20 protein-coding genes and 1 tRNA gene are annotated in these 23,454 nt (G+C 58.7%); 12 read left to right on the plus strand and 9 right to left on the minus strand.

Features of this window, described 5'->3' with window-relative positions; genetic code table 11:
* Window positions 1–155: 155 nt before the first annotated feature.
* Both ACK6D9_RS17350 and ACK6D9_RS17355 read left to right on the plus strand, forming a co-directional pair.
* Window positions 156–914 carry a tyrosine-type recombinase/integrase gene (locus ACK6D9_RS17350; RefSeq protein ID WP_412049463.1) on the plus strand — a complete coding sequence of 253 codons (759 nt, stop codon included), beginning with the start codon at window positions 156–158 and terminating at the stop codon, window positions 912–914.
* A gap of 331 nt (window positions 915–1,245) precedes the next feature.
* A tRNA-Ser gene (locus tag ACK6D9_RS17355) sits at window positions 1,246–1,335 on the plus strand.
* A gap of 263 nt (window positions 1,336–1,598) precedes the next feature.
* Here ACK6D9_RS17355 and ACK6D9_RS17360 read toward each other — a convergent pair.
* The 8 genes from ACK6D9_RS17360 to ACK6D9_RS17395 all read right to left on the minus strand — a co-directional run bounded on the left by ACK6D9_RS17360 (window position 1,599) and on the right by ACK6D9_RS17395 (window position 13,888).
* Window positions 1,599–4,757 carry an SNF2-related protein gene (locus ACK6D9_RS17360; RefSeq protein WP_412049464.1) on the minus strand — a complete coding sequence of 1,053 codons (3,159 nt, stop codon included), beginning with the start codon at window positions 4,755–4,757 and terminating at the stop codon, window positions 1,599–1,601.
* On the minus strand, window positions 4,754–7,693 hold the full coding sequence (locus ACK6D9_RS17365) for a DUF1156 domain-containing protein (RefSeq protein WP_412049465.1): 2,940 nt from the start codon (window positions 7,691–7,693) through the stop codon (window positions 4,754–4,756). The genes ACK6D9_RS17360 and ACK6D9_RS17365 overlap by 4 nt, the downstream gene beginning before the upstream one ends.
* The gene (locus ACK6D9_RS17370; RefSeq protein WP_412049466.1) at window positions 7,690–8,139 is read right to left on the minus strand and encodes a hypothetical protein; all 450 of its coding nucleotides are present in this window, start codon (window positions 8,137–8,139) and stop codon (window positions 7,690–7,692) included. Before ACK6D9_RS17370 ends, ACK6D9_RS17365 begins: the two co-directional genes overlap by 4 nt.
* 29 nt (window positions 8,140–8,168) lie before the next feature.
* On the minus strand, window positions 8,169–11,237 hold the full coding sequence (locus tag ACK6D9_RS17375; RefSeq protein WP_412049467.1) for an ATP-binding protein: 3,069 nt from the start codon (window positions 11,235–11,237) through the stop codon (window positions 8,169–8,171).
* A gap of 43 nt (window positions 11,238–11,280) precedes the next feature.
* Window positions 11,281–11,415, minus strand: coding sequence for a hypothetical protein (locus ACK6D9_RS17380; protein WP_412049468.1), 135 nt, complete (start codon window positions 11,413–11,415; stop codon window positions 11,281–11,283).
* Between the two features lie 315 nt (window positions 11,416–11,730).
* Window positions 11,731–12,117, minus strand: a complete 387-nt coding sequence (locus tag ACK6D9_RS17385; RefSeq protein ID WP_412049469.1) for a hypothetical protein — start codon at window positions 12,115–12,117, stop codon at window positions 11,731–11,733.
* Window positions 12,114–13,436, minus strand: a complete 1,323-nt coding sequence (locus ACK6D9_RS17390) for a recombinase family protein (RefSeq protein WP_412049470.1) — start codon at window positions 13,434–13,436, stop codon at window positions 12,114–12,116. Before ACK6D9_RS17390 ends, ACK6D9_RS17385 begins: the two co-directional genes overlap by 4 nt.
* Window positions 13,433–13,888, minus strand: a complete 456-nt coding sequence (locus ACK6D9_RS17395) for a DUF2924 domain-containing protein (RefSeq protein ID WP_412049471.1) — start codon at window positions 13,886–13,888, stop codon at window positions 13,433–13,435. The genes ACK6D9_RS17390 and ACK6D9_RS17395 overlap by 4 nt, the downstream gene beginning before the upstream one ends.
* Before the next feature lie 834 nt (window positions 13,889–14,722).
* On the opposite strand from ACK6D9_RS17395, the gene ACK6D9_RS17400 reads away from it, so the two are divergent.
* The 5 genes from ACK6D9_RS17400 to ACK6D9_RS17420 all read left to right on the plus strand — a co-directional run bounded on the left by ACK6D9_RS17400 (window position 14,723) and on the right by ACK6D9_RS17420 (window position 19,196).
* On the plus strand, window positions 14,723–15,532 hold the full coding sequence (locus ACK6D9_RS17400) for a hypothetical protein (protein ID WP_412049472.1): 810 nt from the start codon (window positions 14,723–14,725) through the stop codon (window positions 15,530–15,532).
* A 128-nt stretch (window positions 15,533–15,660) separates the two neighbouring features.
* A complete protein-coding gene (locus tag ACK6D9_RS17405; protein ID WP_412049473.1) occupies window positions 15,661–17,391 on the plus strand; it encodes a 7-cyano-7-deazaguanine synthase in 1,731 nt (576 codons plus the stop codon).
* A gap of 188 nt (window positions 17,392–17,579) precedes the next feature.
* Window positions 17,580–17,774 (plus strand): helix-turn-helix transcriptional regulator, encoded by a 195-nt coding sequence (locus ACK6D9_RS17410; RefSeq protein WP_412049474.1) that lies wholly within the window; start codon window positions 17,580–17,582, stop codon window positions 17,772–17,774.
* A 224-nt stretch (window positions 17,775–17,998) separates the two neighbouring features.
* Complete coding sequence (locus ACK6D9_RS17415) at window positions 17,999–18,352, plus strand: hypothetical protein (RefSeq protein WP_412049475.1); 354 nt, start codon at window positions 17,999–18,001, stop codon at window positions 18,350–18,352.
* Window positions 18,353–18,380: 28 nt separating this feature from the next.
* The gene (locus ACK6D9_RS17420; protein ID WP_412051839.1) at window positions 18,381–19,196 is read left to right on the plus strand and encodes a bifunctional DNA primase/polymerase; all 816 of its coding nucleotides are present in this window, start codon (window positions 18,381–18,383) and stop codon (window positions 19,194–19,196) included.
* Between the two features lie 280 nt (window positions 19,197–19,476).
* Here the strand turns inward: ACK6D9_RS17420 and ACK6D9_RS17425 are convergent, their stop codons facing one another.
* Complete coding sequence (locus ACK6D9_RS17425; protein WP_412051885.1) at window positions 19,477–19,629, minus strand: hypothetical protein; 153 nt, start codon at window positions 19,627–19,629, stop codon at window positions 19,477–19,479.
* A 141-nt stretch (window positions 19,630–19,770) separates the two neighbouring features.
* Here ACK6D9_RS17425 and ACK6D9_RS17430 point away from each other — a divergent pair, with 141 nt between their 5' ends.
* From ACK6D9_RS17430 to ACK6D9_RS17450, 5 genes are all read left to right on the plus strand, one after another.
* Entirely contained in the window at window positions 19,771–20,655 is an 885-nt protein-coding gene (locus ACK6D9_RS17430) for a DUF5906 domain-containing protein (RefSeq protein WP_412051840.1), read from the plus strand.
* A 210-nt stretch (window positions 20,656–20,865) separates the two neighbouring features.
* Entirely contained in the window at window positions 20,866–21,060 is a 195-nt protein-coding gene (locus tag ACK6D9_RS17435) for a hypothetical protein (protein WP_412049476.1), read from the plus strand.
* Window positions 21,057–21,515: a DUF6362 family protein gene (locus tag ACK6D9_RS17440; RefSeq protein WP_412049477.1), complete on the plus strand. Its 459-nt coding sequence runs from the start codon at window positions 21,057–21,059 to the stop codon at window positions 21,513–21,515. Before ACK6D9_RS17435 ends, ACK6D9_RS17440 begins: the two co-directional genes overlap by 4 nt.
* 345 nt (window positions 21,516–21,860) lie before the next feature.
* Window positions 21,861–23,186, plus strand: a complete 1,326-nt coding sequence (locus tag ACK6D9_RS17445; protein WP_412049478.1) for a site-specific DNA-methyltransferase — start codon at window positions 21,861–21,863, stop codon at window positions 23,184–23,186.
* Entirely contained in the window at window positions 23,183–23,407 is a 225-nt protein-coding gene (locus tag ACK6D9_RS17450; RefSeq protein WP_412049479.1) for a hypothetical protein, read from the plus strand. The genes ACK6D9_RS17445 and ACK6D9_RS17450 overlap by 4 nt, the downstream gene beginning before the upstream one ends.
* Window positions 23,408–23,454 lie beyond the last annotated feature (47 nt).

Here is a 23,454-nt window from a genome sequence, read left to right on the forward strand (position 1 = left end):
TTCATCTGATTTCACGGAATTTTGCCGGCGATTTAGATCGCCGGCATTTTTTCTTTTTCACATGCTGAAAGTTGTAATGAATATAAACATACTTGATTTTTGGTTTCCGATCCAGCTTCACTGCTCCAGAGTGTATTCTCCCGGAAGATACAACCTTGGAAACTAACCCCACTACCCTTCAGTTATCCGCTCCCCTCCCCAACTTGCATTCTCTCTGGCTGCAACATGCCGGGGTCCTTTGGGAAAACGGCCGTCACAAAGATAGCTGCTACGCCTTCATTTCTGAGATTCATGACTTTGTAGTATTGCATAAAATTGCAACCTATGATGATATACTGATCGACAAGCTGGTTGATTATTTTCGGAGCAGAGGCAATCGAAATTCAACCATAAATCGTAAATTATCAGCGCTCTACCGCTTGCTGCGGAAAGCAAATAGGAGCGGACAAATTCCAAGGCTCCCGACTTACGTTCGCTTGCGCGAACGCAACTCCCGCGTGCGGTTTTTGACTGCCGAGGAGGAAGGCGTGATGTTTCAAACCATCGCCCAGCACAACCCGCATCACGAACTTCTTTGCCGCTTCCTGATCGATACCGGTGCCCGGATCGGTGAGGCTCTGGCCCTCAAATGGAACGACATCCAAGGTAATGTTGCCACCTTCTGGATCACCAAATCCGGCAAGAGCCGCTCGGTCCCCTTGACGATTCGCGCCGCCCAGGCGCTGAATTCTGCGCGAAACTTCGGTGGCCCTGGACCTTTTTCCACAATTTCTTATCCGAATTTCAAATACAATTGGAACAGGGCGCGTAAACTCAATCATTTTGACAGTGACCCGCACATGGTGCCTCACATCCTCCGCCATACCTGCGCCTCGCGTCTAGTCCAGGCGGGAATTGATCTCAGGCGCGTTTAAGGTTTCCTGGGTCACCAGACCATCCAGATGACGCTGCGTTACGCCCACCTCGCCACCAATGACCTTGATCAATGTGCGGTTGCGCTTGATGTCATCAACAGCGCGGCTGAAACCAAGCCCACGTCAAACAGCCGACCTCGCCGGCAAACACAAGGCAAGCCGGAGCCAAAACAACCCAAAAATCGAAGGCAGACCGAGCAACGGGAAGCAGCACGAGCCCGGCAATGCAGGACCGCATGACCAGCGTGGGTATCTCATGTCGCTTGTCTCCAGTTTCTCTGCCGAATTGCAGTTGATTACCACGCCACGCTAAGGTAACAGACCACTCAACGGAGAGGTGGCCGAGTGGTCGAAGGCGCTCCCCTGCTAAGGGAGTATACCGGGAACGGTATCGAGGGTTCGAATCCCTTCCTCTCCGCCACTTGCCCTCGCGAAAGCGTTCTCCCGATCCGGCCGTGGCCGGATTCTTCCGTTGTTTTCGAGGGGTATACGGGTGAGGCTGTCCACCGACCTCCACACTTGGGAGCCCAGAATCGTTCTCTCCGGGGACGTGTTCTCCCGACCTGTTGCCTGCGCCGTTATAGTGAATTTTTCTAAGGCTATAGAAAATATAGAGAAATCCTGCTTCAAATTCTGCCCGGTTCTGAATGCCGCGCGGGTGGCGAGCAAGACCGTCATCGGAAATTACCGTCGGTATACCGACAACTCGGGAAATGTCGGACTACCCGGCGTCCAAAATTCAACACTATCAGAATGCATTTCGTAGAACTCGCGATCCACCGTGATGCGAACAGCATACGGGAGGAAACCATCGATGAGGCGATAGTCCTTCTCGTCGAGGTGAACCGCTTCTGTCCCGAGCGGTAGCAGTATGGGCCGATCCAGAACAGCGCGGAGATCGGAGAGCGTTAGCGCAGGATCAGGGCGCGGTGGAACCTCAAGATCCTCGTCCGCAAACTCATCTAGGTCCAGTGTGGACCCTTCCCCGACCGCAATGGCATTGTCTAGCGCATGTAGCGCGTCGTCGCGCTTGCCCTCCGGGCCGCTGGACTTGGATAGAACAGATTCCTCGATTAGGCGCGGAAGCCTTGTAAGTATTGGCTGAAGGCCACCAACCACTTTTTCGAAAATTGAAATGCGGCTTCGCAGAGCACGATAAACGTCGGCCTCGACGGTATCTTCATAGTGAAGATTGATGATCCGAATATCGGAGAAGCGCTGGCCCAGGCGATCGATGCGACCAATTCGCTGTTCAACCCGCATAGGGTTCCAAGGCATATCATAGTTCACTAAAGCACCACAGAACTGAAAGTTCAGGCCCTCTGCTGCGGCGTCAGTGCAGACCAGAACCTCTGAACGTCCTTCTTTGAAGCATCGCTTGACCTCGTCGCGTGTGATTAATGTCCAAGTCCCATCGGTGTTGCGGACTTCGCCGCCGCGCCCGGAAAAGCACATCACCGAGTTGCCGGCGCCGACAAGCAAATTTCGCAAATAGTCCATGGTGTCGGTGAACTGGGTGAATACCATCACCTGCGGGTAGCCGCTGCCTTTGAGGTCACCCAGAACCCTCGAAAGCTCCATCGCTTTGCTGTCGGTTGGCAGTTGCTTGATCTCGTCGACTATGGTTTCGATAGTCGCGATTTCTTCGAACGCAAGGGCGCGACGCTCATCCTCGGACACTGTTTCGATATCGATTTCTTCACCAGCTTCGACTTGGTCGGCAACGTCCTCGTCGATTCTGGCTTCATCCGCCGCCATGAGGAGCCCTCCGACGCCGCCCTTGCGTTTCTCCATTGTTTGCCGAAGCGCATGGAAGCTTGAGGCAAGGCGGCGGCGATAGATGGTCATCACAAACCCTACGGCGTTGCGGGCTTCGGGCGCCGCAGCGTTGTAGGTTTCCGAAATGTAGGTCTCAACCTGCTGGTAGAGATCGCCTTCCTCTGCCGATAGCGGAATGAAGCGGTCTTCGACTTGGCGTGTCGCGATGGCCGTAGATAGTTTTCCAGCCTTGAAATACTTGCGCAACAATTCGCGCGTGTGTCGCGAAACAAGCGCGCTGACTGGCGTCGACCGTTTGATGATCGCAATCGCAGCACGCCGTTCTTCCGGCGAGAGCTGCCGTCGTGGGATCGAAACCGGATCCCGCAATGCTTGGACGACTTTCCGGGTCTTCAGGCCGCTCAGTCGGGTCTGCCGTTCCGCATCCGCCCGCGAGACCTCTCCAAATTCGGCTTCGTTCGCCCGGAAGAGCGCCGACAGCCAATCGAGGCTTTCATTCGTCACGGGGTCCTTCGCAACTTCCGAGAAGAAGCGGACAAAGGCATCCGGCGTCCAAGCAGCCGGCAGACCTAGGAGGTCGAGCAAATCCCAAAGTTCCGTGGCATGGACCTGCAAGGGTGTCGCCGTAAGGAGGACTAACCCGTCCGTTCGATGCCGCAACGACCGCATCAATTGGAGAAGCCGGTTCGGGCCTTTGGCTTGCGCCGTTCCAGCGCCCTTCGTTCGGGCGTGGTGCGCTTCATCGAGGACTACCAGATCCCACGGATCGGCCGCTTCCAGAATTTCGCGTTGTCGATCCTGGCGCCGTGCGAGATGGCTCGACATGATCACGAATGGCTCACGGTGCCATGCCTCGCGAGAAACCGGCTTCTCGAAATCATGATCCCGCGCCGGCGACCGATACCACGTCAGTTTTTGGCCATCATAGATAGGCCAATTCAGGTTGAATTTTTCGCGCAGTTCGATCTGCCATTGCTTGCAGACGTTCTTGGGCGCGAGGACGAGAGCGCGCTTGATCCTGCCCGCCAGCCAGGCTTGGCGAAGCAGCAGCCCGGCCTGAACCGTCTTTCCGAGACCAACTTCATCGGCAATCAGAAGCTTCGGCGGCCAGTTGTCATAAAGGCGATGATAGGCGCGGATTTGATGCGGCCAGGGGACGACCGCGGAAGTCGCTTCGCCGACACGGTCGCCGCCGACGGGATGAACGGCCGCGTTGGCAATCTTCTCCCAAACGGCCTGGCGTTCTTCGTCAACCGAAACAGTTGGCCCCAGCCCGCCGGTGTTTGGTGCGTCCTCAGGGGCCGGTTCTTGAGTGGGTCTGGGGGCCGATGGTCCAGTCGATTGGTCGTCGTGTTCTGCAAGTCGCTTCGGCAGCCTTTCGGGGTCGGGCAGAAAGGTCAGCAGCTGCTCGCGCAGTGCAGTCGGCACATCAATCGTGATCGCCCGGCGAGCTCGGTCGGCCCAGAGCTTCGCGAAGCTGGATTCTTCTTCGTCTACCCGCGGTCCGTCGTTCCAGGAAGTGAAGGCGTTGAAGCTTTCCCAGTTTCGCGTCCAGCCGAACTCGGTCTCGTTGATACTGCCGTTGAATGCCAGCCTATCACCGGTCTTGTCCTCAATGATCCCGGTCTTTTCGTGGAAGATGCTGTCGTCGCGGACCGGGCGGCGGTCGAGATCGCAGGGCACTGCGAGTTTTACGTCTAGATATCCATTCGCCACCATCCAGGCGACCAGTTCGAGCGCATCGATAGTCCTGGAATTAGCCGACAAAACCGGCATCTTGATCAGGGTACGCTCGACCGCGTCGCGTAACGATTCTCCGCGTTCGATCGCCGCGACTTCGTCCTCGCCGAGTGTACAACCAACAATCAGCCGCATCCGCCCATTGTTGACGATCAATCCTTCGACGCCCCGAGCGGCAAGCGCCAGAGCGCGCGCTGAGAAGTACCCGGTAAGGCGATCATATCGGGTCGCCGAGCGCAACGCGGGCACATAGAAAAGTCGAACGAGGTCGCCATCGTCCGGCGTGTATTTGAGACGCCATGCCGTGTCGCGCAGAAGCGTCAAGCAGCATCCTCCGTAAACATGGATAGTTGCTCGGGTTCATCCACTCTGTCGGAGAAAGCGAGGCGGCGCAGCTTCTCAAGGGCGTCAAAATCGTCGGCCGCCGATTTTGCATCGCCGGTGGCAACATCGAAGCCGACAAAGTTGCGGGACGGCGGCAGAACTTCGAGCACGGCTTCGAGCGCGGCCAGAAATTGCGGATCGCCATCGATCCCCGCGTCCTTGAGAAGATCGAAAGCCGCTTCAAGGGTTCGCGTCCTGCCACGATGGGCAGCATGGTGGATTGCGTCGATCATGGCGCGTGATCCGTCGGCGGGGCCGAGGGCATTCTTAGCAGCGCGCGTGGCGCTATCCCAAAGCTTGATATCCGAACCCTTCTTCTCGCAGATCTTGCCGATCAGTTGGCCGTCGAGGTCGGCGCCAACCGCGCGGGCAAGGCGCAGGCCTTCGTCGTAGCTGAACACCGGCGCCTTGAACGCGTCCCAGGCCAGCACGAACCACGACGTGGTTGCATCAAGATCGCCGTGACCCTTGGTATGGGTAAGCTGGTTCAGACGCCAGGTCTTCACTTCGCGACGGGCGGCATCGAGCGCGTCTTCGGGCGTCACGGCATAGGGATCGAATTCTTCCTCGAAAAGCTCGGCCTGCTTGCGGCGTTTCTTCGCCAAGGGCTCGGGGCGTGGCGTGCCGCGCTTCAGCGGCCAGTGGCGCGAGAATTCTTCCAGCGCCGGGCCGAAGGACGCGAGATAGAGATCGACGCCGGCAATCCCTGCCTTCTGGAATTCTTCGACCCGGGTGCGGACGGCCTTGGCCACCAGCGGCTCCACATCTTCCCAATAAGTAGTCTCGTCGCCCTGCTCGGCAGGACGTGGGCGGCAGACGAGGAAGATCGTGGAGTTTGCCGCAGCCTTGTCCTTGATATGCAACGAGCCTGTGGCCTCGGTATTCACCGGCCATGAGGCGGTGATGATGAAGCCCGCTTCGATCAAGCCCTTCGTCAGCGCATCCCAGGCGCTGGTGTCTTTGTGGGTAAACATCACAGTCATGATGCCGTTGGTCTTTAGCACCCGCCGGCACTCCGCAAAGATTGCGGCCATCTTCTCTTGGTAGTCACGGTTGGCGAGGGCGTCAGCACCTTTCACACCTTTGAAGTGGGCTTTGTTTGCGACCGCTTCGGATTGTTTGTCGGTGAGGCGCCGCGTGAAGACCTCAGGCGCCACCAGCCCGGCTGTGCGCTTGAGCCAGACATAGAAGAAGTCTGAAAGCTCAGCATACATGACATTCGCCCCATAGGGTGGGTCCATCACAACAGCATCGACCGAGCCATCGGGGATGTGATCGAGCGAAGCGCCAGATTTTGATGAGATCACCACTCCTGCATTCGGAAGTGATTTGTTGGCGAAAAGCGGTCCGTCTTTTGAGCTATCTGGAGCGGAAAGTTCGACCAGCTCCCGAATGCATTTGCCAGTCTGCTCTACGGCCCAGTCATATCCAAGACCATCAATCATGATGACCATCTCTGCGTATGACCATTTGAACGCGAAATCATGCCTGTCAAAAGTGTTGACCATGACTTCGCGGGTTGCGTGCCAACGGGTCATTCGGGAGTTGTAGTCGCGGAGCTTGTCCAAGCTAAAACTCAAGTAGATGTAGGCGGCCCGTCGAATTTCGGACAAAAGTCCAGAAGAGCGATCCTCCTCCACCATTTCGCGAAATATCTCAGAAGCTAGTCCGTGCCCAAGAAGCTGACGCGGAGCAAACATGTCACGCCAGGTCTTCATCCCATAACGAATAGCCTCGTCGGTCTTATTTCCAGTTGGAATATCCTCATTCGGAATAATATCCAGAACTTCCCATTCTGGAATGAGTTGATCTAGACGCCGCTGTATTTCGTCAACGTTGTCATCAGCGGGAAGCGGAGCACGATATCCCCGCGTCCACTTTGGTTTTCCTGCTTTGCCGGACTTTAGCTTTGTCTCAATTCTGCGCTTGTAGACTACAGTGAACAATTGATCACCCATTCCACCGGTCTGAGCTTGGCGCTTAACTTCATCTCCATCTACTACCCTGGCACAATCTGGAAAAGGGCAAGTCGCATCGCCACCTGACACCGTTCCCTTCGAATGGTCAGCCAGCTTATCGACAATTTCGAACGAACAGATTCGTCTCGTTGAGCCAGGGCCGCCAGCCATATGGGCAACCAATCGAACTCCAACACCCTCCCCATTCAAACGCCAGTTTGGGGACAATGGAATTTTCCCGGAACAATATGGGCACGAAATCGTGCGTGCCCATAGGTAGCCGTCGGGGCGCGTATTTCGGGTCGGCTCCTCTGGAAAGGCGTCCGAAAATCTAGCCCGAATGCGATTTCGAAATGCGATCCCTGTTGCTTCAAACTCGTCAACCAATGCCAGTCCAAATCGCTGCGGGAGATCAACAGTTGCGCTCAGTATTGTGGCTGCAACCGGATTCAAATCATTGGCAATGGACTTATAACCTAGCCTCATCGCCTCGAACGGTATTGCGCCGCCACCCGCTGTTGGGTCCAGAATGGTGGCATTGGGAGGCGATTTTAGAGACTTGAGCTCTGCACTAGCTGCTCGATGACCAAACGCACGAGGATAACCATACGCGTCTTTTCCTAGGCGTTCGCCCTTGCGGTCAGCGACCGCGATGCGTCTCTTGGCGGCCAAAGGGTCACCGTGAATGCCTAGCGCGTGCAGGAATGCGTCATGACTTGCTCCGGCTGGCAGCAACGAAGCGAGTACAGCTGCGCGAGACGCTACCAACGGTCGCCTTGCCCACCAGACGTGCAAGCGGTTGGGAGCAGGAAACGGCGTCATCGGCGTGCGTTCCCGAAGTCCCTCGATGCCTATTTCAGCGATAGGCAACCATCGTTCAATCAGTCGCACATCAGACATACGCTCTTCTTCCATCATTTCGCCGGATCCGTAAGCAGGATACGCAGCGCGGTGAGCACACGTCGCGGGTTCTTGCGGTGGACCGACATACCAAGCCAATAACCGGCCTCTTCCTTGCCCATGCCCTCGATGCCTTCGGCGACGAGGCGCATATTGTCGCGATTGCGCATCGGCGCAAGTGTGCGAAACAACAGCGCCAAGCGCAGCGCGATATCTTCTGACAGCGCCGATCCCATTCCTTCGATCGGCAGGAGATCAAGGCGGATGCCGCTCTCTTTGAGACGCTTCAAGATTCGATGCTCGGTCAGCTCAAGATTGCGACCGCGCAGACCGCCAAGGCGCACCGACGAAGTGATTTGCGGTGTCGCCAGCGAGGGCATTTGCCACACTTCAACCTCGGTATCCCCCGGACCATGGCGACGGGCGCGCAATTCGTAAACGGGCTGGGTCGTTGAGACCATCATGCCTTCCTCTTTTCGGCGTGGCACACGCATCACTTCACCTCCGCCGTCGCTTCGACATACGCCGCCGCACTCGCAAAGCGCGTCAACTTTTCGATGAATTTGTCCGCGGCATCCCCATTCAGGGCGAGCCCGCCTTCGAAATCAAAGTAAATGCTGGTTTGCAGATCAGTCTCTTTCGCTGCCCTGAATTGAGGCTCGAGGTAGTCCTTCATCGTCGATGCATCTTGCGCAACGCCGCTGAATTCGAACTGCATTTCACTGTCTTGCGTTGTGATAAAGCTTCCTGCAATCTTCACCGTCCGCTTTGTTCCGGCGACAGAATTTGCGATCGGGATCAGCTTGAAAGCGTCACCATATTCGAACAGGCGGATCACCACGCGATCCACCTGTTCGAGCTTCGCAGACTTGGCCTGTTCTATCACTCTGCGCAGCGCTTCCTTCAGCACGCCCTCGGCGGCAAAGACCTTAGCACTCGCTGCCACAACTCCGTCCGGGCCACCTTGTGGTGGCTCGCCCAAGCCGGGAGCCGACCCTTGTGATTGAGCTCCACCAATCGGCGGGAACGGTTCGCTCGAAATTGCAGCGCCAGTTCCAGCCGATGCAGGCTGGGCCGCTGCCGCGGGCGCCGGCCGAGGCCACATGCCCTTGGTCTTGGCGAAGTCCATCGTGAAGATCGTCGTCTCTTCATCGATGTTGATCGAGGGCATCGGATCGCCTTGGCCAGCAAGAAGATCGCCACGCTTGTAGACGTAGACGCCTTCTTCGATGCCCTTTCGTATCGCCTTACGGAACACGTCATCCGAAAGAAGGATTGAGAGCGACGGATCGCGGCGAAATTCATCGCGAAGATCGCGCGTTGTCATCTGGCCTTTCTTCAAGGGTGTTCGGTCGCGGATATAGGACGGGGAATCGGGCGAGTCGGAAGCGTCGCGAACCTTGTTCTGACTTTGCAGTTGACGAACCACCTGAAGCTGGCCTGACCCCGGGCGCTCCGAGGCGTTCTGAATATCGATAACCGAATGTGCTAGCTGCACTGAACCGGCACCACTCAGCGCATTTCGCGATGGATAAAGGATGTGGCGATAACATTGCTGTATCGCGATAGCAGCCTCAGTCTCGGATTTCTTTTCGAGTTCGAAGACCTTGGCTTGCTGATGCTCGGCAAGTTCTCTGACACGCTCCGGTCGCTTCAGTTCTTGAAGGGCGAGACGGCGCACGGAAGCGCGTTTCATCTCGTTGACCTTGGTCTCGTCCGCTATGACGAAGACCAAGTTATTTCTGAGGGATCGCAGTCCGTTTCCGTCTGCGCCCTTACGTTCGAACATGCGACCGACAATTTCCGGGATCTCGCGGAGATCGGCGCCGATTTCCAGCGCGTCGTGGGAAAGCAAAACAAGCCGGGGCTTGCCGTCCGACACGTCATCCGGGACATCCCATGGCCCGCCCGGAAAAGGCACGAGGTCGAAGGATTGCCCGCCAAAAATTGCCTTTGCCCGGTCCACAAGCTGGGTTCGCGCCTCGCCAGGATCGATGTTCTTCTCTTCCCGTCCGATCACCTGGGTAAGGTTTGCTTCGGCGTTGAAGCGCAGCGGCGCGTTCGGCCGATCATCAAGGTAGGCGGATTCTGCACGAATTCTCGTCCTTGCATCGTCGATAAAGGAGAGATCCGCCGAAGGGCTCAGGATGGAATAGCGCAGGTGGTCGGCTGCGACGCCCTTCAGCTCGTTGTTGAACGCCAAGGTGTGAATGAAGATCGTGCGAGCGACGTAAGTGCCATAAGGGAGCAGCCCCTTGAAGTTTGTCGCGTCCAGCTCTTGGGCCAACGCCAGCTTCTCGGGGGGGCCTGCAATGTCGTTAAGTATCGCCGGCACGAAGGCGCCTTGCTGCAGGCGCGTTGTGAATTCGCGGCGAATGACATCCGATCCTAAATCAATATGATGCAGGTGGATCGCGGACGAATCAGGAGGCCGGTTCGCCCAGACGGTCGCAACGGTCTTCGCCAGAATTCGCAACATGCCACGCACACGCTGGAAGCCGCCGAGTGTAGCTGTTTTCCCGGTCAGTGTATCCAGGACGTCGGGGTGAAACGGATAGGTCTGTGCGAACTCTGTGCTCGTGGTCGAGCGCTTGGCTTCTTCCGATAGGATGTTTCTATGGGCTGTCCACAGTTCGCGATATGCGTTGATGACTTCAGTTGCGCGGGAATCATCAATCGAGGCAAACAGGCGCCGCCGGATAACTTTCGCGGTCTCATCGTCCCTCGTTGGATTGAGGTTAGTAGCCTTGCGGCCTGACACGCTTTCCAATTCCGACATGGAACTTGCGAGAAATTCATTCTCGTCCGCGAAAGCATCGATGCCCTTGCCATCATCAGAGCGAACCGCAAGCGTGTAGACGACTGCTGCCTGCGGAGTGCTTTCAACAGCAGCAAGAAGAGCTTTCAGGAAGGCCGCGAGTTGGTCACGCCCACCCATATTTTGTACGCGCCGGAGATACTCGCCTAGTTCGTCGATAACGACGAGCACAGGGTCGGAACCGAACAATTCCTTGATGGTGTCAGCGCCCGGGGCGATACGTTGCTCGTCCGATTGGCGAACGACTTCGTATCCGGCCTTCCCAGCAAGCTGATACGCAATTTCACCCCAAGGTGTGTGAGCGCGAATCCCGTCACCCATCGGACGACCATTTGCCGGATCGGCATTCTCGCCGTCGAAAGCGGCAACGCGGACAGGCTTCGTCGGCACCAGTTTGGGATCAAGGAATTCTGCGACATTTGATACACCCTGCATCCCGGCTGCCGCATGAACAAGGGCAATCAGGCCGTGCGTCTTGCCGCCTCCAAATGAGGTATCGAGGCGGAAAACGGCCGAGACGCTTTCGCCGCGCCCAGAAAGCCGACCGCATACGTTGACAAGAAGCTCCTTCAGCCCCTCGGTGGGATAGGTGTTGGTAAAAAAGGTCGGGGCGTCGGTATAATCGCGTGATGCACGGCCGGTAAGCACGTTTGCGAGATTGGCGGCATAATCGCTATCCGCGATCGTACCTGTGACGACGTCTTCGCGCGGTTTGCAGAGGTCGAATATGTTTGGAAGCGTCATGCCCACCCTATCTCTATGTCGCTGCAGTAGGTGTAACTCTTGGTCACGGCCCGCGCAGTTTGTTCTTCTTGAGCCATGCGTCTATGGCTTCATTCGCGATTGCCGACGCAGATGATTCGCGATCAATCGCCGCCTTCTTCAGATCCTTGATCACATCGTTGTCCAGATGAAGCAGCATCTGCCGCTTCTCTCTGTCCGTGGGTCTTGTCGAACGGGGCTTCGTCCGATCGTTCATCCTCGTCCACCGGCTGTGATAGGAACCTATCAGGCGACGCTAGACACAATCGCTCTTAGAAACAACTGTGGAATGATGATGATGAGCAGAACGGTGCCGTTCGCGAGGCACCTTCTGCCGCGCTTCTCATTTGGCCGCCACATTCAACCCGGCGCAACGGTGGACAGATCGGGGATGCGCGCGCGTCGTGATATCGGCTGCATCACGCATCCGAGTTCTGACGTGGTTCAACTTGGCCACTGGCGGATCGCGACATTGTTACCCCGAGAAGAAATCACGCTGTCTCTGCCATTCCGCCGGAAACGGTTCCACCAGGTGTGAGAGCGTGACCTTTGGCCCCTGCCGCCCATCGAGGATTGACTCGACAATGTCCGGCGCGAGAAATGCGAGGCGCAACACCCGCGTGAGGTAAGAGGGCGCGATGCGTTCACGTTCGGCCAGTTCGGCGATGGTGGCGAACTCCCCCGTCCCAAGCAGCCGCTTCCAGCGGAACGCGCGGGCCAACGCTTTGATGAGCGTGTTGTCGGTCTTGTGCTGCGGCGGTGTACCCGGCGGTAGCTGCATCTCCTTGCGTCCGCCGCGCTTCACGTGGAAAAATGGGACGTGGACGGTAATGGTTTCGGGGGTCGGCCGAGAACGAGTCATGCAGCTTCTCCCACTTCGGCACCCATTTCGCGCGCCAGCCCCGTCAGCCCGTCCATTCGCAACCGCACGTTCAACCCTTCGGTGCCGATGTCGACCCTATCGACGAGAAGTGACACGATGCGCGCTTGCTCGGCGGGGAACAACTCGTCCCACAGTGGATCGACTCGGGTCAGTGCTTTGTGCGTCTCGGCATCGGTGATGTCGACATCATGTGCCCGCGCGGCTTTCCAAGTCCCGGCCACGATCTCGGGCTGACGGAACACGGCACGCAGTTGGGCGATGACCGCCGCCTCGATTTCGCCTGCGGGAACCCTGCCGACCGGACACGACCCTGCGCCATGCTTCAGCACCGTCTGGCTGACGTAGTAGCGGTAGAGCTTCCCGCCCTTGCGGGTGTGGGTGGGCGAGAAAGCCGCACCGTCGGGGCCGTAGAGCAGACCTTTCAGCAGCGCGGGCGTGTTGGCTCGGGTGCGGGCGGCGCGTTTGCGGGGGCTCTCCCGCAGGATGTTGTGCACCTTGTCCCACGTTTCGCGGTCGATAATCGCTGCATGCTCGCCGGGGTAGCTGGTTCCCTTGTGCACTGCTTCGCCGATGTAGACGCGGTTGTTCAGGATCCGGTAGATGAATTTCTTGTCGATGCGATGGCCGCGACTGGTTGTGACGCCCCGTTCGGCCAGTTCGCGCGCCAGTTCAGTACCCGAGCCGATCTCGATGAACCGGGCGAAGACCCAGCGGACATGTGCGGCGTCATCGGGGTTTTTCACCAGCTTGCGGTCCTTTACCTCATAGCCCAGCGGCGGGCAGCCGCCCATCCACATACCCTTGCGGCGCGAGGCGGCAATCTTGTCGCGGATCCTCTCGCCGGTCACCTCACGTTCGAACTGCGCGAAGCTGAGCAGAATATTCAGCGTCAACCGCCCCATGGACGTGGTCGTGTTGAAAGACTGCGTGACCGAGACAAAGGTGACGCCGTTCCGGTCGAAGATCTCTACCAGTTTCGAGAAATCCATCAGCGAGCGCGACAGACGGTCGATCTTGTAGACCACGACAACGTCGACCAAGCCATCCTCGATGTCGGCCAGCAGCCGTTTCAGTCCCGGCCGTTCCAGCGTCCCGCCGGAGATACCGCCATCGTCATATTGGTCGCGCACCAGTACCCAACCCTCGGATCGCTGGCTGGCGACGTAAGATTCGCAGGCCTCGCGCTGGGCATGCAAGCTGTTGAACTCCTGCTCCAACCCTTCTTCCGAGGACTTGCGGGTATAGACGGCACACCGCAGCTTGCGGACGACCTTCGAATTTTCCGGTGGCTTCGTCATGTTCGCCCCCTGTGGTTCTTGAGGCCGAAGAAAATCCAGCCGTTCCAGCGCGTGCCGGTAATCGCGCGGGCGATGGCCGACAGCGACTTATAGGGCCGCCCCTGCCATTCGAAGCCGTCGGCGGTGACGGTTACGATCTGCTCAACGCCCTGCCACTCCCGCAGCAGCCGCGTACCGGTGATAGGGCGGTCGCGACCGGCGCGGATGCTGCGCTTCTTCCTGTCGCCCCCGTCCAGTTCCTTGCCGAGCCGCTCCAGCCGCCGGATTGTCTCCGGCTTCAACCCGCCATAGACCAGTTCCTGGATGCGGTACGCGAGCCGGCTCTCCAAGTAGCGGCGGTTGAACGGCGGCGGCTCGCTTTCGAACAGCTCCCGCCACTGTTTCTTCAGCTCTGTCGTCGGCGCGGTCGTCAGCGCGGCCAGGCGTGCGGGGATGGGATCGGACTTGTTCATGCATTTCTCCGGTGAGTTGGAGTTGCATGACGGCATTGATCGGGCGGATAGTGTAGGCAACCTTCTCCACTATTGTCAGATTTGTCGCTCCCCTCCCCCATCCGCAACCGAACCAGCCCGAGTGCCAGCAACCGGCACAGCTCAGTGCGGCGTTCGGCGGGTGTCAGATGTTTTGCGTGAAGTGGATTCATGGGTTCCTGCGTCCTTGTTCGACGCAGAGCAAATCATGCTCAACAGGAAATAGGTAGACACTGCAACGGCTTGACGGAGGCACCGCGAAGACAAAAGCACGGCTGCGAAACAGTTCTAAGGCTGGTCGACCTGTGCCGCCGGTCGTTCTTCCTCATCCACAATCGCCCGAACGACATCGAAATCCATCTCCGCATCGCTGACTCGAGCTATCTCCGCTGCCACCTTCGCCCAATGGAACGCGAAAATGGGCTCGCCGGCCAGGCGCGCACGAGCTGCTGCTCTTTGGGCATCATAGTAAGCGTTGACCGGATCTCGCTGGAGCAGCTGTTGCGCGTCGTCGCAAACAAACTGCCGTCTGGTTCGGCGGCTTGCAATCCAATTCGAGATTCGCGAGAGCATAAGTACACCTCGCTTCGAAAAGCATATCGATGACTGTCTGAAACGAAGCAGCCAGCGATCGGAGTTTCTGTTCAACGGCAGTTTCGACTGAAACTAATCCACCGGCAATGCAAGTCCAGTTATGTGGTTTTTGCGGCCGCACGGAATACGCTTGGTGTTTAGTTCATCACTTTTCTGCGCCTGCTCGTTAAAACTTCCTTAACTTGTGCAGAGCACCATTTCCCGTTATTGTTGCAATTCGTGATGAGCGAGGTCCGGGCGATGGGGCACGTGCGATTGGGCAGACTTCCGGCGACGCGGAAATGGAAGGATGTCGTCAAGCTGCTTGGTGGGGCAGAGATCGAGATCTCTAGCCTAGCCGAAGCGGTTGAGAGGGCATGCGATCGCTCATTGGCGGATGCCGTAAAAGATCCAGCCTTCATCGAAGCTCTCTGGCTCTTCCTAAAGGTTCCGCAGGCTGCACGGGAAGACGACTTTGCAGGGGAGCTGAGCAAGCTTGGGCTGAAGGTTCCGAATGACCCGACCCTTACGGACATCCTGGCAGCGATCGACGGCGCCCTGGAAGATGTTCGTCATCGGAAGGACAAGTCGCTCAGCGATTTCGGGTTGATCGCAAAAAACGCAGCCATTTCGGCACTCAGAAGCCTGATGAACGATCGAAGCCCATCGCTATGGGCACCGACGCGTGAGGATGAACGCACAACGCTGGCCACATTTGCTTCAACCGAGCGTTTCGGTGAGCTGACCCAGCGCTTTTTCACGAAACTCCTGGCCGGTCACCTCCAGTATTTTCTGGACCGCGCTATTCCCGAACAGGTCGGGCCCGGTGCAGCGATTCAATCAGTGGCCGATACAAGGACCTTGGACGAAACGATCTCGCAGCATTGCAACGAAACGACCGTCATCATGCGGGCGTTCGCCAAAGACTGGCTGGGCAAGAACAGATTTCATCAGAACAGGGACCTTTCACGCCTCGATGCGACCGGATTTGCCGCTCATGCATTCACAAAGATCAGAAGCGAACTCTCGCGTCGCAGCGGGCTGCAGCCGTGAGACAGTTTTATTTTGCTTGCGGTGGCGTGCCGCATTCGGAATCTGACCCGGCTTCCACACGCTTGAGCCTTCAGGCCCACGGGCCCGATAACAACATCAGGTTAAAGATAACAGACATCAGCCGGTCAATGGTCAGCAATATCCCGAGCCTTCTATTCGATCTGCTCGAGATTGCCGCGTACATCTATTGCGCCGATCAGCGTGCCTCTCGTGGCACTGATACCCTCTCCCAAGCGGGCGCTGCCTGGCGAAGGTCCATGCATTTCACCATACCGGTCCGCAATCCGGATGTATGGTCCGGAAGCGAGCTCCAGGACGCTCTACGCAAGACCATCGGCTTTCTCTCGGACGATACCTACGAGTTCACCTTTGTCCGGGCCGATGAGCCGTTTGCCGAGAACGACGCCTATTTCGAGCAACTGTCCGACCAAGCCGGTGACATCGAAGAGGTCGCGTTGTTTTCCGGCGGGCTGGACTCCTTTGCGGGCGCAATCGAATTTATTGTTGCCAATGGCCACAGAACGGCTCTGGTCGGGCATCACTCGTCACCCAAGGTCTTTGCAGCCCAAAAAGCTCTTTTTGAACACCTGAAGCATGCCGTTGCGCCGGGCCGGGTTCAATATGTACCGGTCAACATCACGAATTGCGGCGTTCAGGCGACCGAGTACACGCAGCGTACGCGCTCGTTCCTTTATGCGAGCCTCGCGTACGTGATCGCCCGCATGTTCGGCAAGGGTGGCTTTACGTTCTTCGAGAACGGCATCGTCAGCTTCAACCTCCCGATCGCGCAGGATGTTCTCGGCGGTCGGGCCACCAGAACCACCCATCCGAAGGTTATCCGAGGGTTCGCAGAGATTTTCTCCCTCCTCGCAGAGGAGCCAATCGAGGTGCGAACACCATATATCTGGCTGACCAAGCGGGACATCGTCGAGCGAATTGTCCAGCAAGGATTCGGGCATCTGATCGGGGGTACCGTCAGCTGTGCACATCCGATGCAGTGGACGAAAGAAGTGAGGCACTGCGGTGTCTGTTCGCAGTGCATTGACAGGCGTTTCGCCATTCTTTCCGCCCGCGCAGGTGAGTATGAGCCCGAGAGCAATTACGAACTGGATCTGTTGACGGGCGATCGGTCCCTGCACGAGGAGCTGCGGATGGCGGTGGCCTATGTGAAGTTTTGTCAGACGATTGACAGCTGCCAATGTCGTCAGTTCGATGAGAAGTTTCCCCAAGTCGCCGCGGCACTGAGCTTCTTTCCCGAGCTTTCCAATGATGCTGCGCGAGACCAAATCTTCGATCTGCATCGCCGGCACGCGCGAGACGTGCTGTCGGTCATATCCGCCGGTCTGGTGAGCGAGCAGTCTGCCGTGGTGCGCAGTACGCTACCGCCGGGATCATTGCTGTCCCTCTGTCTCAGTCGCGCCACCATTCCGGCACCTCCAACCAATGACGTCGATCGTCAGCTTGCAGACTTCATGGACCGCCTTGACACGCCGGTCTGCATGTTCGCCGTTGACGAAGAAGCTCAGAGTATCTGCCTTGGTGGAGAATTCTGGCTCGAAGGCGCCAATTTCAAACTGTTCAAGGCCCTCCTGCCGCACCATCGATCTGCCAAGGCTAGTATGTCGGAAGTTCCATTCATCGAGGCGTGGAAGCTTGCGAACGAACTCGGGGTAGATGAGCAAAGTCTGCGTCAGCGTGTGACGCGCTTGCGCAGGGAGGTTTCAGATCGACTGGCCGTAGATCAGGGCATCATTCTCGAAATCGACGATTTTATCGAGAACCGAGCACGAGAAGGCTATCGGCTGGCACCCGCACTGTGCGAGGTCAGCTGCGCCGACCTCGTGGCACCCACAGCGTGATGTCACAGGCTCTGCACGAAACCGTCACACCAAACATCTGACAACGCCGCGTTTTCGGTGTGACCGCGTTCACTCGTGTCACACGAAATATCCGCGCTGAGAATATCGTTTTCTGCGCGCTCCATCGAAAATCGACCTCCTGAAGCGAGCCAATGGCGGCTCAAGGGTAGTTTCGAAGGAGAATTTCCATGCAGGCTGTCAGTCATCTCAATCAGGTCGAGTTGTCCCGCAGGTGGAAGATCAGTCCACGCACGCTGGAACGCTGGCGCTGGCTTGGTGAAGGTCCGGCCTATCTGAAGGTCGGCGGCAGGGTCATCTACCGGCTCGAAGACATTATCGAGCATGAAGAGCAGCAATTGAAGGCGACGCAGGAGCGACGCTGATGACCGATAGCGCTTTACGCAATCATACGCTGATCTTCGTGTCGGTAACTTTGTTGTCGCTCTGCTTCTCATTCATTCTCGCAAGTAGGAGCGCGAAGCCGTTCGTAGTGCAGCACTTTCGGGCTTCCGGCATTCTCACGCCAAGCGGCCGACCGGAGCAGCCAGTGATGATTGTAAATCCGAGATCGGCAGGTTCCACGATAGAGGACGCCGAATAAATGCCCATGATTGTCCCACACAAGACGCATGACGCGCCGCTCTCCGAAGAGGCATTCAGTCTCTGGCTGGCCGTCGCCGAGCCCGGCAGCATCATCCAGTACCACGTCGGGTTTCTCAGTCTCGATGTGGCAGAGACCAACATCAACTTGTCGATCGCTGCCCACCGCAAGCTTATGGCGATCGCCAACCTCGCATGGTGTGCAAGTGAAGCGCGGATCGTCCATCTCGTTCAGCGGCGTCTGGGACCGGATCACTTCGAATATCTTGCTGTGATGCGTCCCCGAAGGACAGGCGCCTCCCAGCCTCAATCCAAAGCCCAGCGATTTCGGGGGAAGAGCCTTGCCTCAGCCGCTGATTGATCATGCGCTTTCATACGTTGCGCTCGGCATGGCGGTCCTGCCGCTTCATCATCCCGTATTGGGACCACGCGGCCTTCAATGCTCGTGCGGCAGGACGGATTGCCGCCAGGCCGCCAAGCATCCTTATGGAAGGCTTGTCCCACGCGGCCTTCTCGACGCGAGCAAGGACCGGTCGAGGATCCACGGATGGGTCGGCAACGAGGCGCTCAACATCGGCATTACCACGGGTGTCGCCAGCGGGGTCATCGTGCTCGATATCGATCCCCGCCATGAGGGCGATTTCGCCCTGGCCGAACTGGAAAGGCAATTCGGCGCGCTTCCGGCGACCTGGCGATTTCTTACTGGTGGTGGCGGCGAGCACATCCTGTTCCGGCATCCTGGTGGGACGGTTCGCAACAGCGCCGGCGCGCTTGGGCGAGGTATCGATGTTCGCGGCGATGGCGGCTACATTGTGGCTCCGCCGTCGCGGCACATCTGCGGACGGAACTATGCGATTTCCGTTGACCATCATCCCGACGATCTTCCACTTGCCGACGTCCCCGCCTGGCTGAAGGCACGGATCACAAATGGCACCAGGACGAGAAAGGGAACTGCCTCCAAGCCAAGCAACTGGCGAGCCCATGTTGCAGGGATGCATGGAGAAGGCCAGCGCAACGACGCGGTCGCGCGTCTGACCGGCCATCTGCTGCGAGCACGCATCGATCCGCGTGTTTGCCTATCACTCGTCATCAGCTGGAATCGCCTGCACTGCCAGCCGCCTCTTGAGGATGATGAGGTCGTTGCCACCGTCAGGAGCATCGCTGCACGCGAAATCGCTCGCAGGAGCCGCGTCGATGAGGGCTGACCCGTTGGACCGATTGGCTGCGCTGAATGTACCGGGTGCATCTGTTTCGGAAGGCTATCAGCTAGACATCGGTTCCGATGTCGAGATCGCCGGCCGCGTCCGCGAAGATCTGGAGCGGTGCTACGGCGACATTGTTCAGACAGAGGGCCGGTTCTGGCGTCATGAGCAGACGTGCTGGAAGGCCATTCCGGATCATGAGTTGAGAATTGCCGTCCACGTCTATGATGGTGCCGCGTTCAGATCGCCTTCCGGCGAGCCATCCCGGGTCAAACTATCTAGGTCACGGATCGATTCCGCGCTCAATGAACTGGCGGCACTCGTCTCCGCATCTGAATTCTTCGCCGATGCAGCTATCGGGATCAACTGCACCAACGGATTCATTCGGTTTGACACGCAAGGTGTGGCGCGGATTGAGCCACATCACCGTGATCATCGATGTCGCCATACGCTTGCGGGATGCTGGGAAGCTGGGAAGTCCCCCAAGCCCATCGAGGGGTCACTGCTGGGGCGCCTTCTCGGCGGTGTTTTCCGCGGCGACGATGATGCCGGCGAGAAGATCGATTTGCTCGCGGAAGTGGCTGGCTCCGCCGCTCTTGGTCATGCAACGCGCCTGAGACAGCCTCGGGCGGTCATTCTCAAGGGAGAGACCGCCGAAAACGGAAAAAGCCAGGTGCTTGATCTCATGCGCGGCGTCTTGCCCAAATCGGCCATCGCATCGGTGACCGCAAGCCGCATGGGCGACGAACGCCATATTGTAGGTCTAGTCGGAAAGCTCCTGAATGCAAGCGACGAACTCTCCTCATCGTCGGCAATAGCCTCCGACACCTTCAAGGCGATCGTCACTGGTGAACCTGTTCAAGGCAGGGATGTCTACAAGTCGCGCATCGAATTTCGGCCACTGGCGCAGCACGTCTTTGCAACCAACACACTGCCTGTGTTTCAGGGTGGCATGGACCGTGGCGTACAGCGCCGCCTGCTCGTCATAGGCTTCAATCGCGTCATTCCCTGCGAGGAACGCATAGAGGCCATTGGTCGGCGAATTGGTGAGGAGGAGCCGGACCAGTTGCTGGCCTGGGCGGTGGGTGGCGCGTCGCGGCTCATTCGACAGAAGGGGTTCACATTGCCGCCGACCAGCAAGACTGCAATGAACGACTGGCTGTTCGGTGCAGATCCCGTCCTTGCCTGGCTCGCAGAGCGGGTTAGATCCCGCCAGATCGTTGACCAGTCCCCGCGCATCGCAACACGATTTGCATTCGATGAGTTTCGAGACTGGGCACTATCGGAGGGGTTCGCGGAACGCACCCTCCCCTCCATCAACGCATTCGTCCAGCGCGTTACAGCCAACGCCACCGGCGTCGAATACCGCCGCCGCCGCGACGGTCGATTTTTCATCGGCATGGTGCTGCCCCGGAATGCAAGTCACTTGGCGGACGGTGACGGTGAGGTGACGCATGGGTGACGCAAGAAACCACACTAACCCATTGATTGTGCTTGCGTGTCGCAGCAGGTGCCAATCCTTCACGCATACGTGCGCGCACATATGCAGAAGATCCCCGCTCCGGTGCGTCACGCGAGCACAATCAATGACTTGGACCTTAACAGCCGGTCGCAGAAGCGTCACGGCACAAACGAGACAGAAAATTCGCAACCCTGCCAACGGAGAGAGACTATGAAATTTACGCCCCGTGGTTTTGGAGGCAATCGCCGGTCGGTTGACCTGGTCAAGCGCGATGGCTGGCGGGAGCAGCGCGTGCTCGCTGTTTCCCTGGATGATCACAGGCTGACTTGGCCGGAGCGAGAACTGGTGCGTCAGCTCGGTGAAAAGCTCTACGGTCGACCAGAAGCAAAGGACGAGCGAGCGTGAACGAGACCATCTGGACACCGAAACTGGTGGAGCTGCGATTGGCCGAGGCCGCTTCCGTCCTGAAGCGACTGCCGGAGGACCGCCGCCTGGGATATTTCAACACGTGGCCCCAATACCGGCACGACTTTGCGGACCTTGTGGAGCAAGAACCGAGGAAGACATCCATGCCACCGCCCTCCCCCGCCGCGATCAGCCGGATGGAAGCGGCGCTGGAATGGACGTTCGGTCTTGAGCCTATTGAAGGCACTATCATCTGGATGCGCGCGCGCAACATTCCATGGAAGACGATCTGCTGGAAAGTCGGTCTGCAGCGTTCTGCGGCGCATGAGAACTGGATGTATGGCCTGTGCATGATCGCCCTGACGCTCAACCAGCAGCGGTTCAACCGCAAGCTTTCCAGGCGGCGGATCATTGAGCTTGCCAACGCTTCTGAGGCAACGCGAAGTCCTGCGTGAAATGTCCGCCATACAGTTTTCGCTCGGACAGAATGGGTCGAGCAGGTCTATAGTGGCGATAAGCTCAGGTGAGACACGACCGCGAGCCAATCTGGCGAGTTTGCGGTTCCTTCCTGGCGATATTTGTATGCTGGCGGGCGAAGCGCGGGAAATCGCCAGCGACAGGCCCGGATTTTTGGGAAGCCACCCGGAAGCCGGACCCACCCGAGCCGCGCGCAAACACCAATGAACGCTGGCCTTCCGACCGGACACCGCTGGTGGCCGCTGGACCCCGCGTGGAGTCCGGCCCGGCATCCGGAGTCCGGAAGCCACCGGCATCCACCCGACCGAGGAATCTTGCCCACCATGACGCTGAGCTTCGCCCCGGACGCGATCGAGACGTGGCCGCTGTCGCGCCTCCAGCCCTACGCGAAGAACGCGAAGGCGCACGGCGCGGACCAGGTCGCGAAGATCGCCGCCAGCATGGCCGAGTTCGGCTGGACGGTGCCCTGCCTCGTCGCCGAGGACGGCCAGTTGATCGCGGGGCACGGGCGCGTGCTGGCCGCGACGCAACTGGGACTGACCGAAGCGCCGGTGATCGTGCTCGGGCATCTGACCGAGGCACAGCGCCGGGCGTACCGGATCGCGGACAACAAGCTGACGGAACTCGGCACCTGGGACGAGGCGCTGCTGTCGGCGGAGCTGAACGACCTGCTGGCCGAGGATTTCGACCTGTCGCTGGTCGGGTTTTCCGACGGCGAACTGGACAAGTTGCTGGCATTCGTGCCCGAAGGCGACAGCGAGGAAGGTGGCGGTGCCGGCGTGCCGCCGGTGACCATCCCCGAGCCGCCGCGCAACCCGGCCTCGGGCGCGGGCGATCTCTGGATCCTCGGCGACCACCGGCTGCTCTGCGGCGACGCAACCAGCCATGAAGACGTCCGCCGCCTGATGAACGGCGAGCGGGCCATCCTGTTCGCGACCGACCCGCCGTATCTTGTGGATTACGACGGATCGAACCATCCGACCCGGAACAAGGACTGGTCAGCGTCCTACAGCACGACCTGGGATGACAGTTCGCAGGGAGCCGAGCTCTACAACGGCTTCATCGCCGCTGCTGTGGCAGAGGCAATTGCCGAAGACGCCGCCTGGTATTGCTGGCACGCCTCCCGCCGCCAGGCGATGCTGGAAGCCTGCTGGGAAAAGGCTGGGGCCTTCGTTCACCAGCAGATCATCTGGGTGAAGGACCGAGGGGTTCTAACCCGGTCGCATTACCTTTGGAAGCACGAGCCGTGCTTTATGGGCTGGCGCCGTCCGAACCGCCCGCCGAAGGTTGCCAAAGAAACTCTGCCATCGACATGGGCACTGCCCAGCTTTGCCAAGGATGACCGGCCAGACCACCCGACGCCGAAACCGCTCGACGCCTTCGGGATCCCGATGCGTCAGCACGTCGCCCGCGGCGGCCTCTGCTACGAGCCGTTCTCCGGTTCTGGCTCGCAGATCATCGCAGGCGAAGCCAACGGCCGCCGCGTCTTTGCGATGGAGATCAGCCCCGCCTATGTCGACGTCGCCGTGGAACGCTGGCAGGCGGACACGGGGCGCGAGGCGGTCCTCGACGGCGATGGCCGGACCTTCGCGCAGGTGAGAACCGAGCGGCTGGGCGAGACTTCGAAGGATCAGGACGCGGCGGCATGAAACAGTCGCGCCTCATGTCGCTGGTCGAGGCCATCGCCAACGTCGCGGTGGGCTACGGCGTCACGGTGGTTACACAGATCCTGATCTTCCCGGTGTTCGGGCTGCACACGACGCTGGCGCAGAACCTGAAGATGGGCGCGGTGTTCACGTTGGTGAGCATCGCGCGGTCTTTTACCCTGCGGCGACTGTTCGAGGCGATTAGAGTTAGCAAAACACAGTAGTACAGCACTGAGCGACGCAGCATTTTAGTGATGGTTGAAGCGCATCC

Source organism: Hoeflea sp. Naph1 (genome assembly GCF_046837775.1).
Taxonomy (GTDB): Bacteria; Pseudomonadota; Alphaproteobacteria; order Rhizobiales; family Rhizobiaceae; genus Hoeflea.

Bases quoted from the DNA above. Each gene is read 5' to 3' on its own strand.
- ACK6D9_RS17365 (WP_412049465.1), bottom strand. From the start codon at position 7,693: ATGATGGAAGAAGAGCGTATGTCTGATGTGCGACTGATTGAACGATGG.
- ACK6D9_RS17370 (WP_412049466.1), bottom strand. From the start codon at position 8,139: ATGATGGTCTCAACGACCCAGCCCGTTTACGAATTGCGCGCCCGTCGC.
- ACK6D9_RS17375 (WP_412049467.1), bottom strand. From the start codon at position 11,237: ATGACGCTTCCAAACATATTCGACCTCTGCAAACCGCGCGAAGACGTC.
- ACK6D9_RS17380 (WP_412049468.1), bottom strand. From the start codon at position 11,415: ATGCTGCTTCATCTGGACAACGATGTGATCAAGGATCTGAAGAAGGCG.
- ACK6D9_RS17385 (WP_412049469.1), bottom strand. From the start codon at position 12,117: ATGACTCGTTCTCGGCCGACCCCCGAAACCATTACCGTCCACGTCCCA.
- ACK6D9_RS17390 (WP_412049470.1), bottom strand. From the start codon at position 13,436: ATGACGAAGCCACCGGAAAATTCGAAGGTCGTCCGCAAGCTGCGGTGT.
- ACK6D9_RS17395 (WP_412049471.1), bottom strand. From the start codon at position 13,888: ATGAACAAGTCCGATCCCATCCCCGCACGCCTGGCCGCGCTGACGACC.
- ACK6D9_RS17400 (WP_412049472.1), top strand. From the start codon at position 14,723: ATGAGCGAGGTCCGGGCGATGGGGCACGTGCGATTGGGCAGACTTCCG.
- ACK6D9_RS17405 (WP_412049473.1), top strand. From the start codon at position 15,661: ATGGTCAGCAATATCCCGAGCCTTCTATTCGATCTGCTCGAGATTGCC.
- ACK6D9_RS17410 (WP_412049474.1), top strand. From the start codon at position 17,580: ATGCAGGCTGTCAGTCATCTCAATCAGGTCGAGTTGTCCCGCAGGTGG.
- ACK6D9_RS17415 (WP_412049475.1), top strand. From the start codon at position 17,999: ATGATTGTCCCACACAAGACGCATGACGCGCCGCTCTCCGAAGAGGCA.
- ACK6D9_RS17420 (WP_412051839.1), top strand. From the start codon at position 18,381: ATGGCGGTCCTGCCGCTTCATCATCCCGTATTGGGACCACGCGGCCTT.
- ACK6D9_RS17425 (WP_412051885.1), bottom strand. From the start codon at position 19,629: ATGATCACGGTGATGTGGCTCAATCCGCGCCACACCTTGCGTGTCAAA.
- ACK6D9_RS17435 (WP_412049476.1), top strand. From the start codon at position 20,866: ATGAAATTTACGCCCCGTGGTTTTGGAGGCAATCGCCGGTCGGTTGAC.
- ACK6D9_RS17445 (WP_412049478.1), top strand. From the start codon at position 21,861: ATGACGCTGAGCTTCGCCCCGGACGCGATCGAGACGTGGCCGCTGTCG.
- ACK6D9_RS17450 (WP_412049479.1), top strand. From the start codon at position 23,183: ATGAAACAGTCGCGCCTCATGTCGCTGGTCGAGGCCATCGCCAACGTC.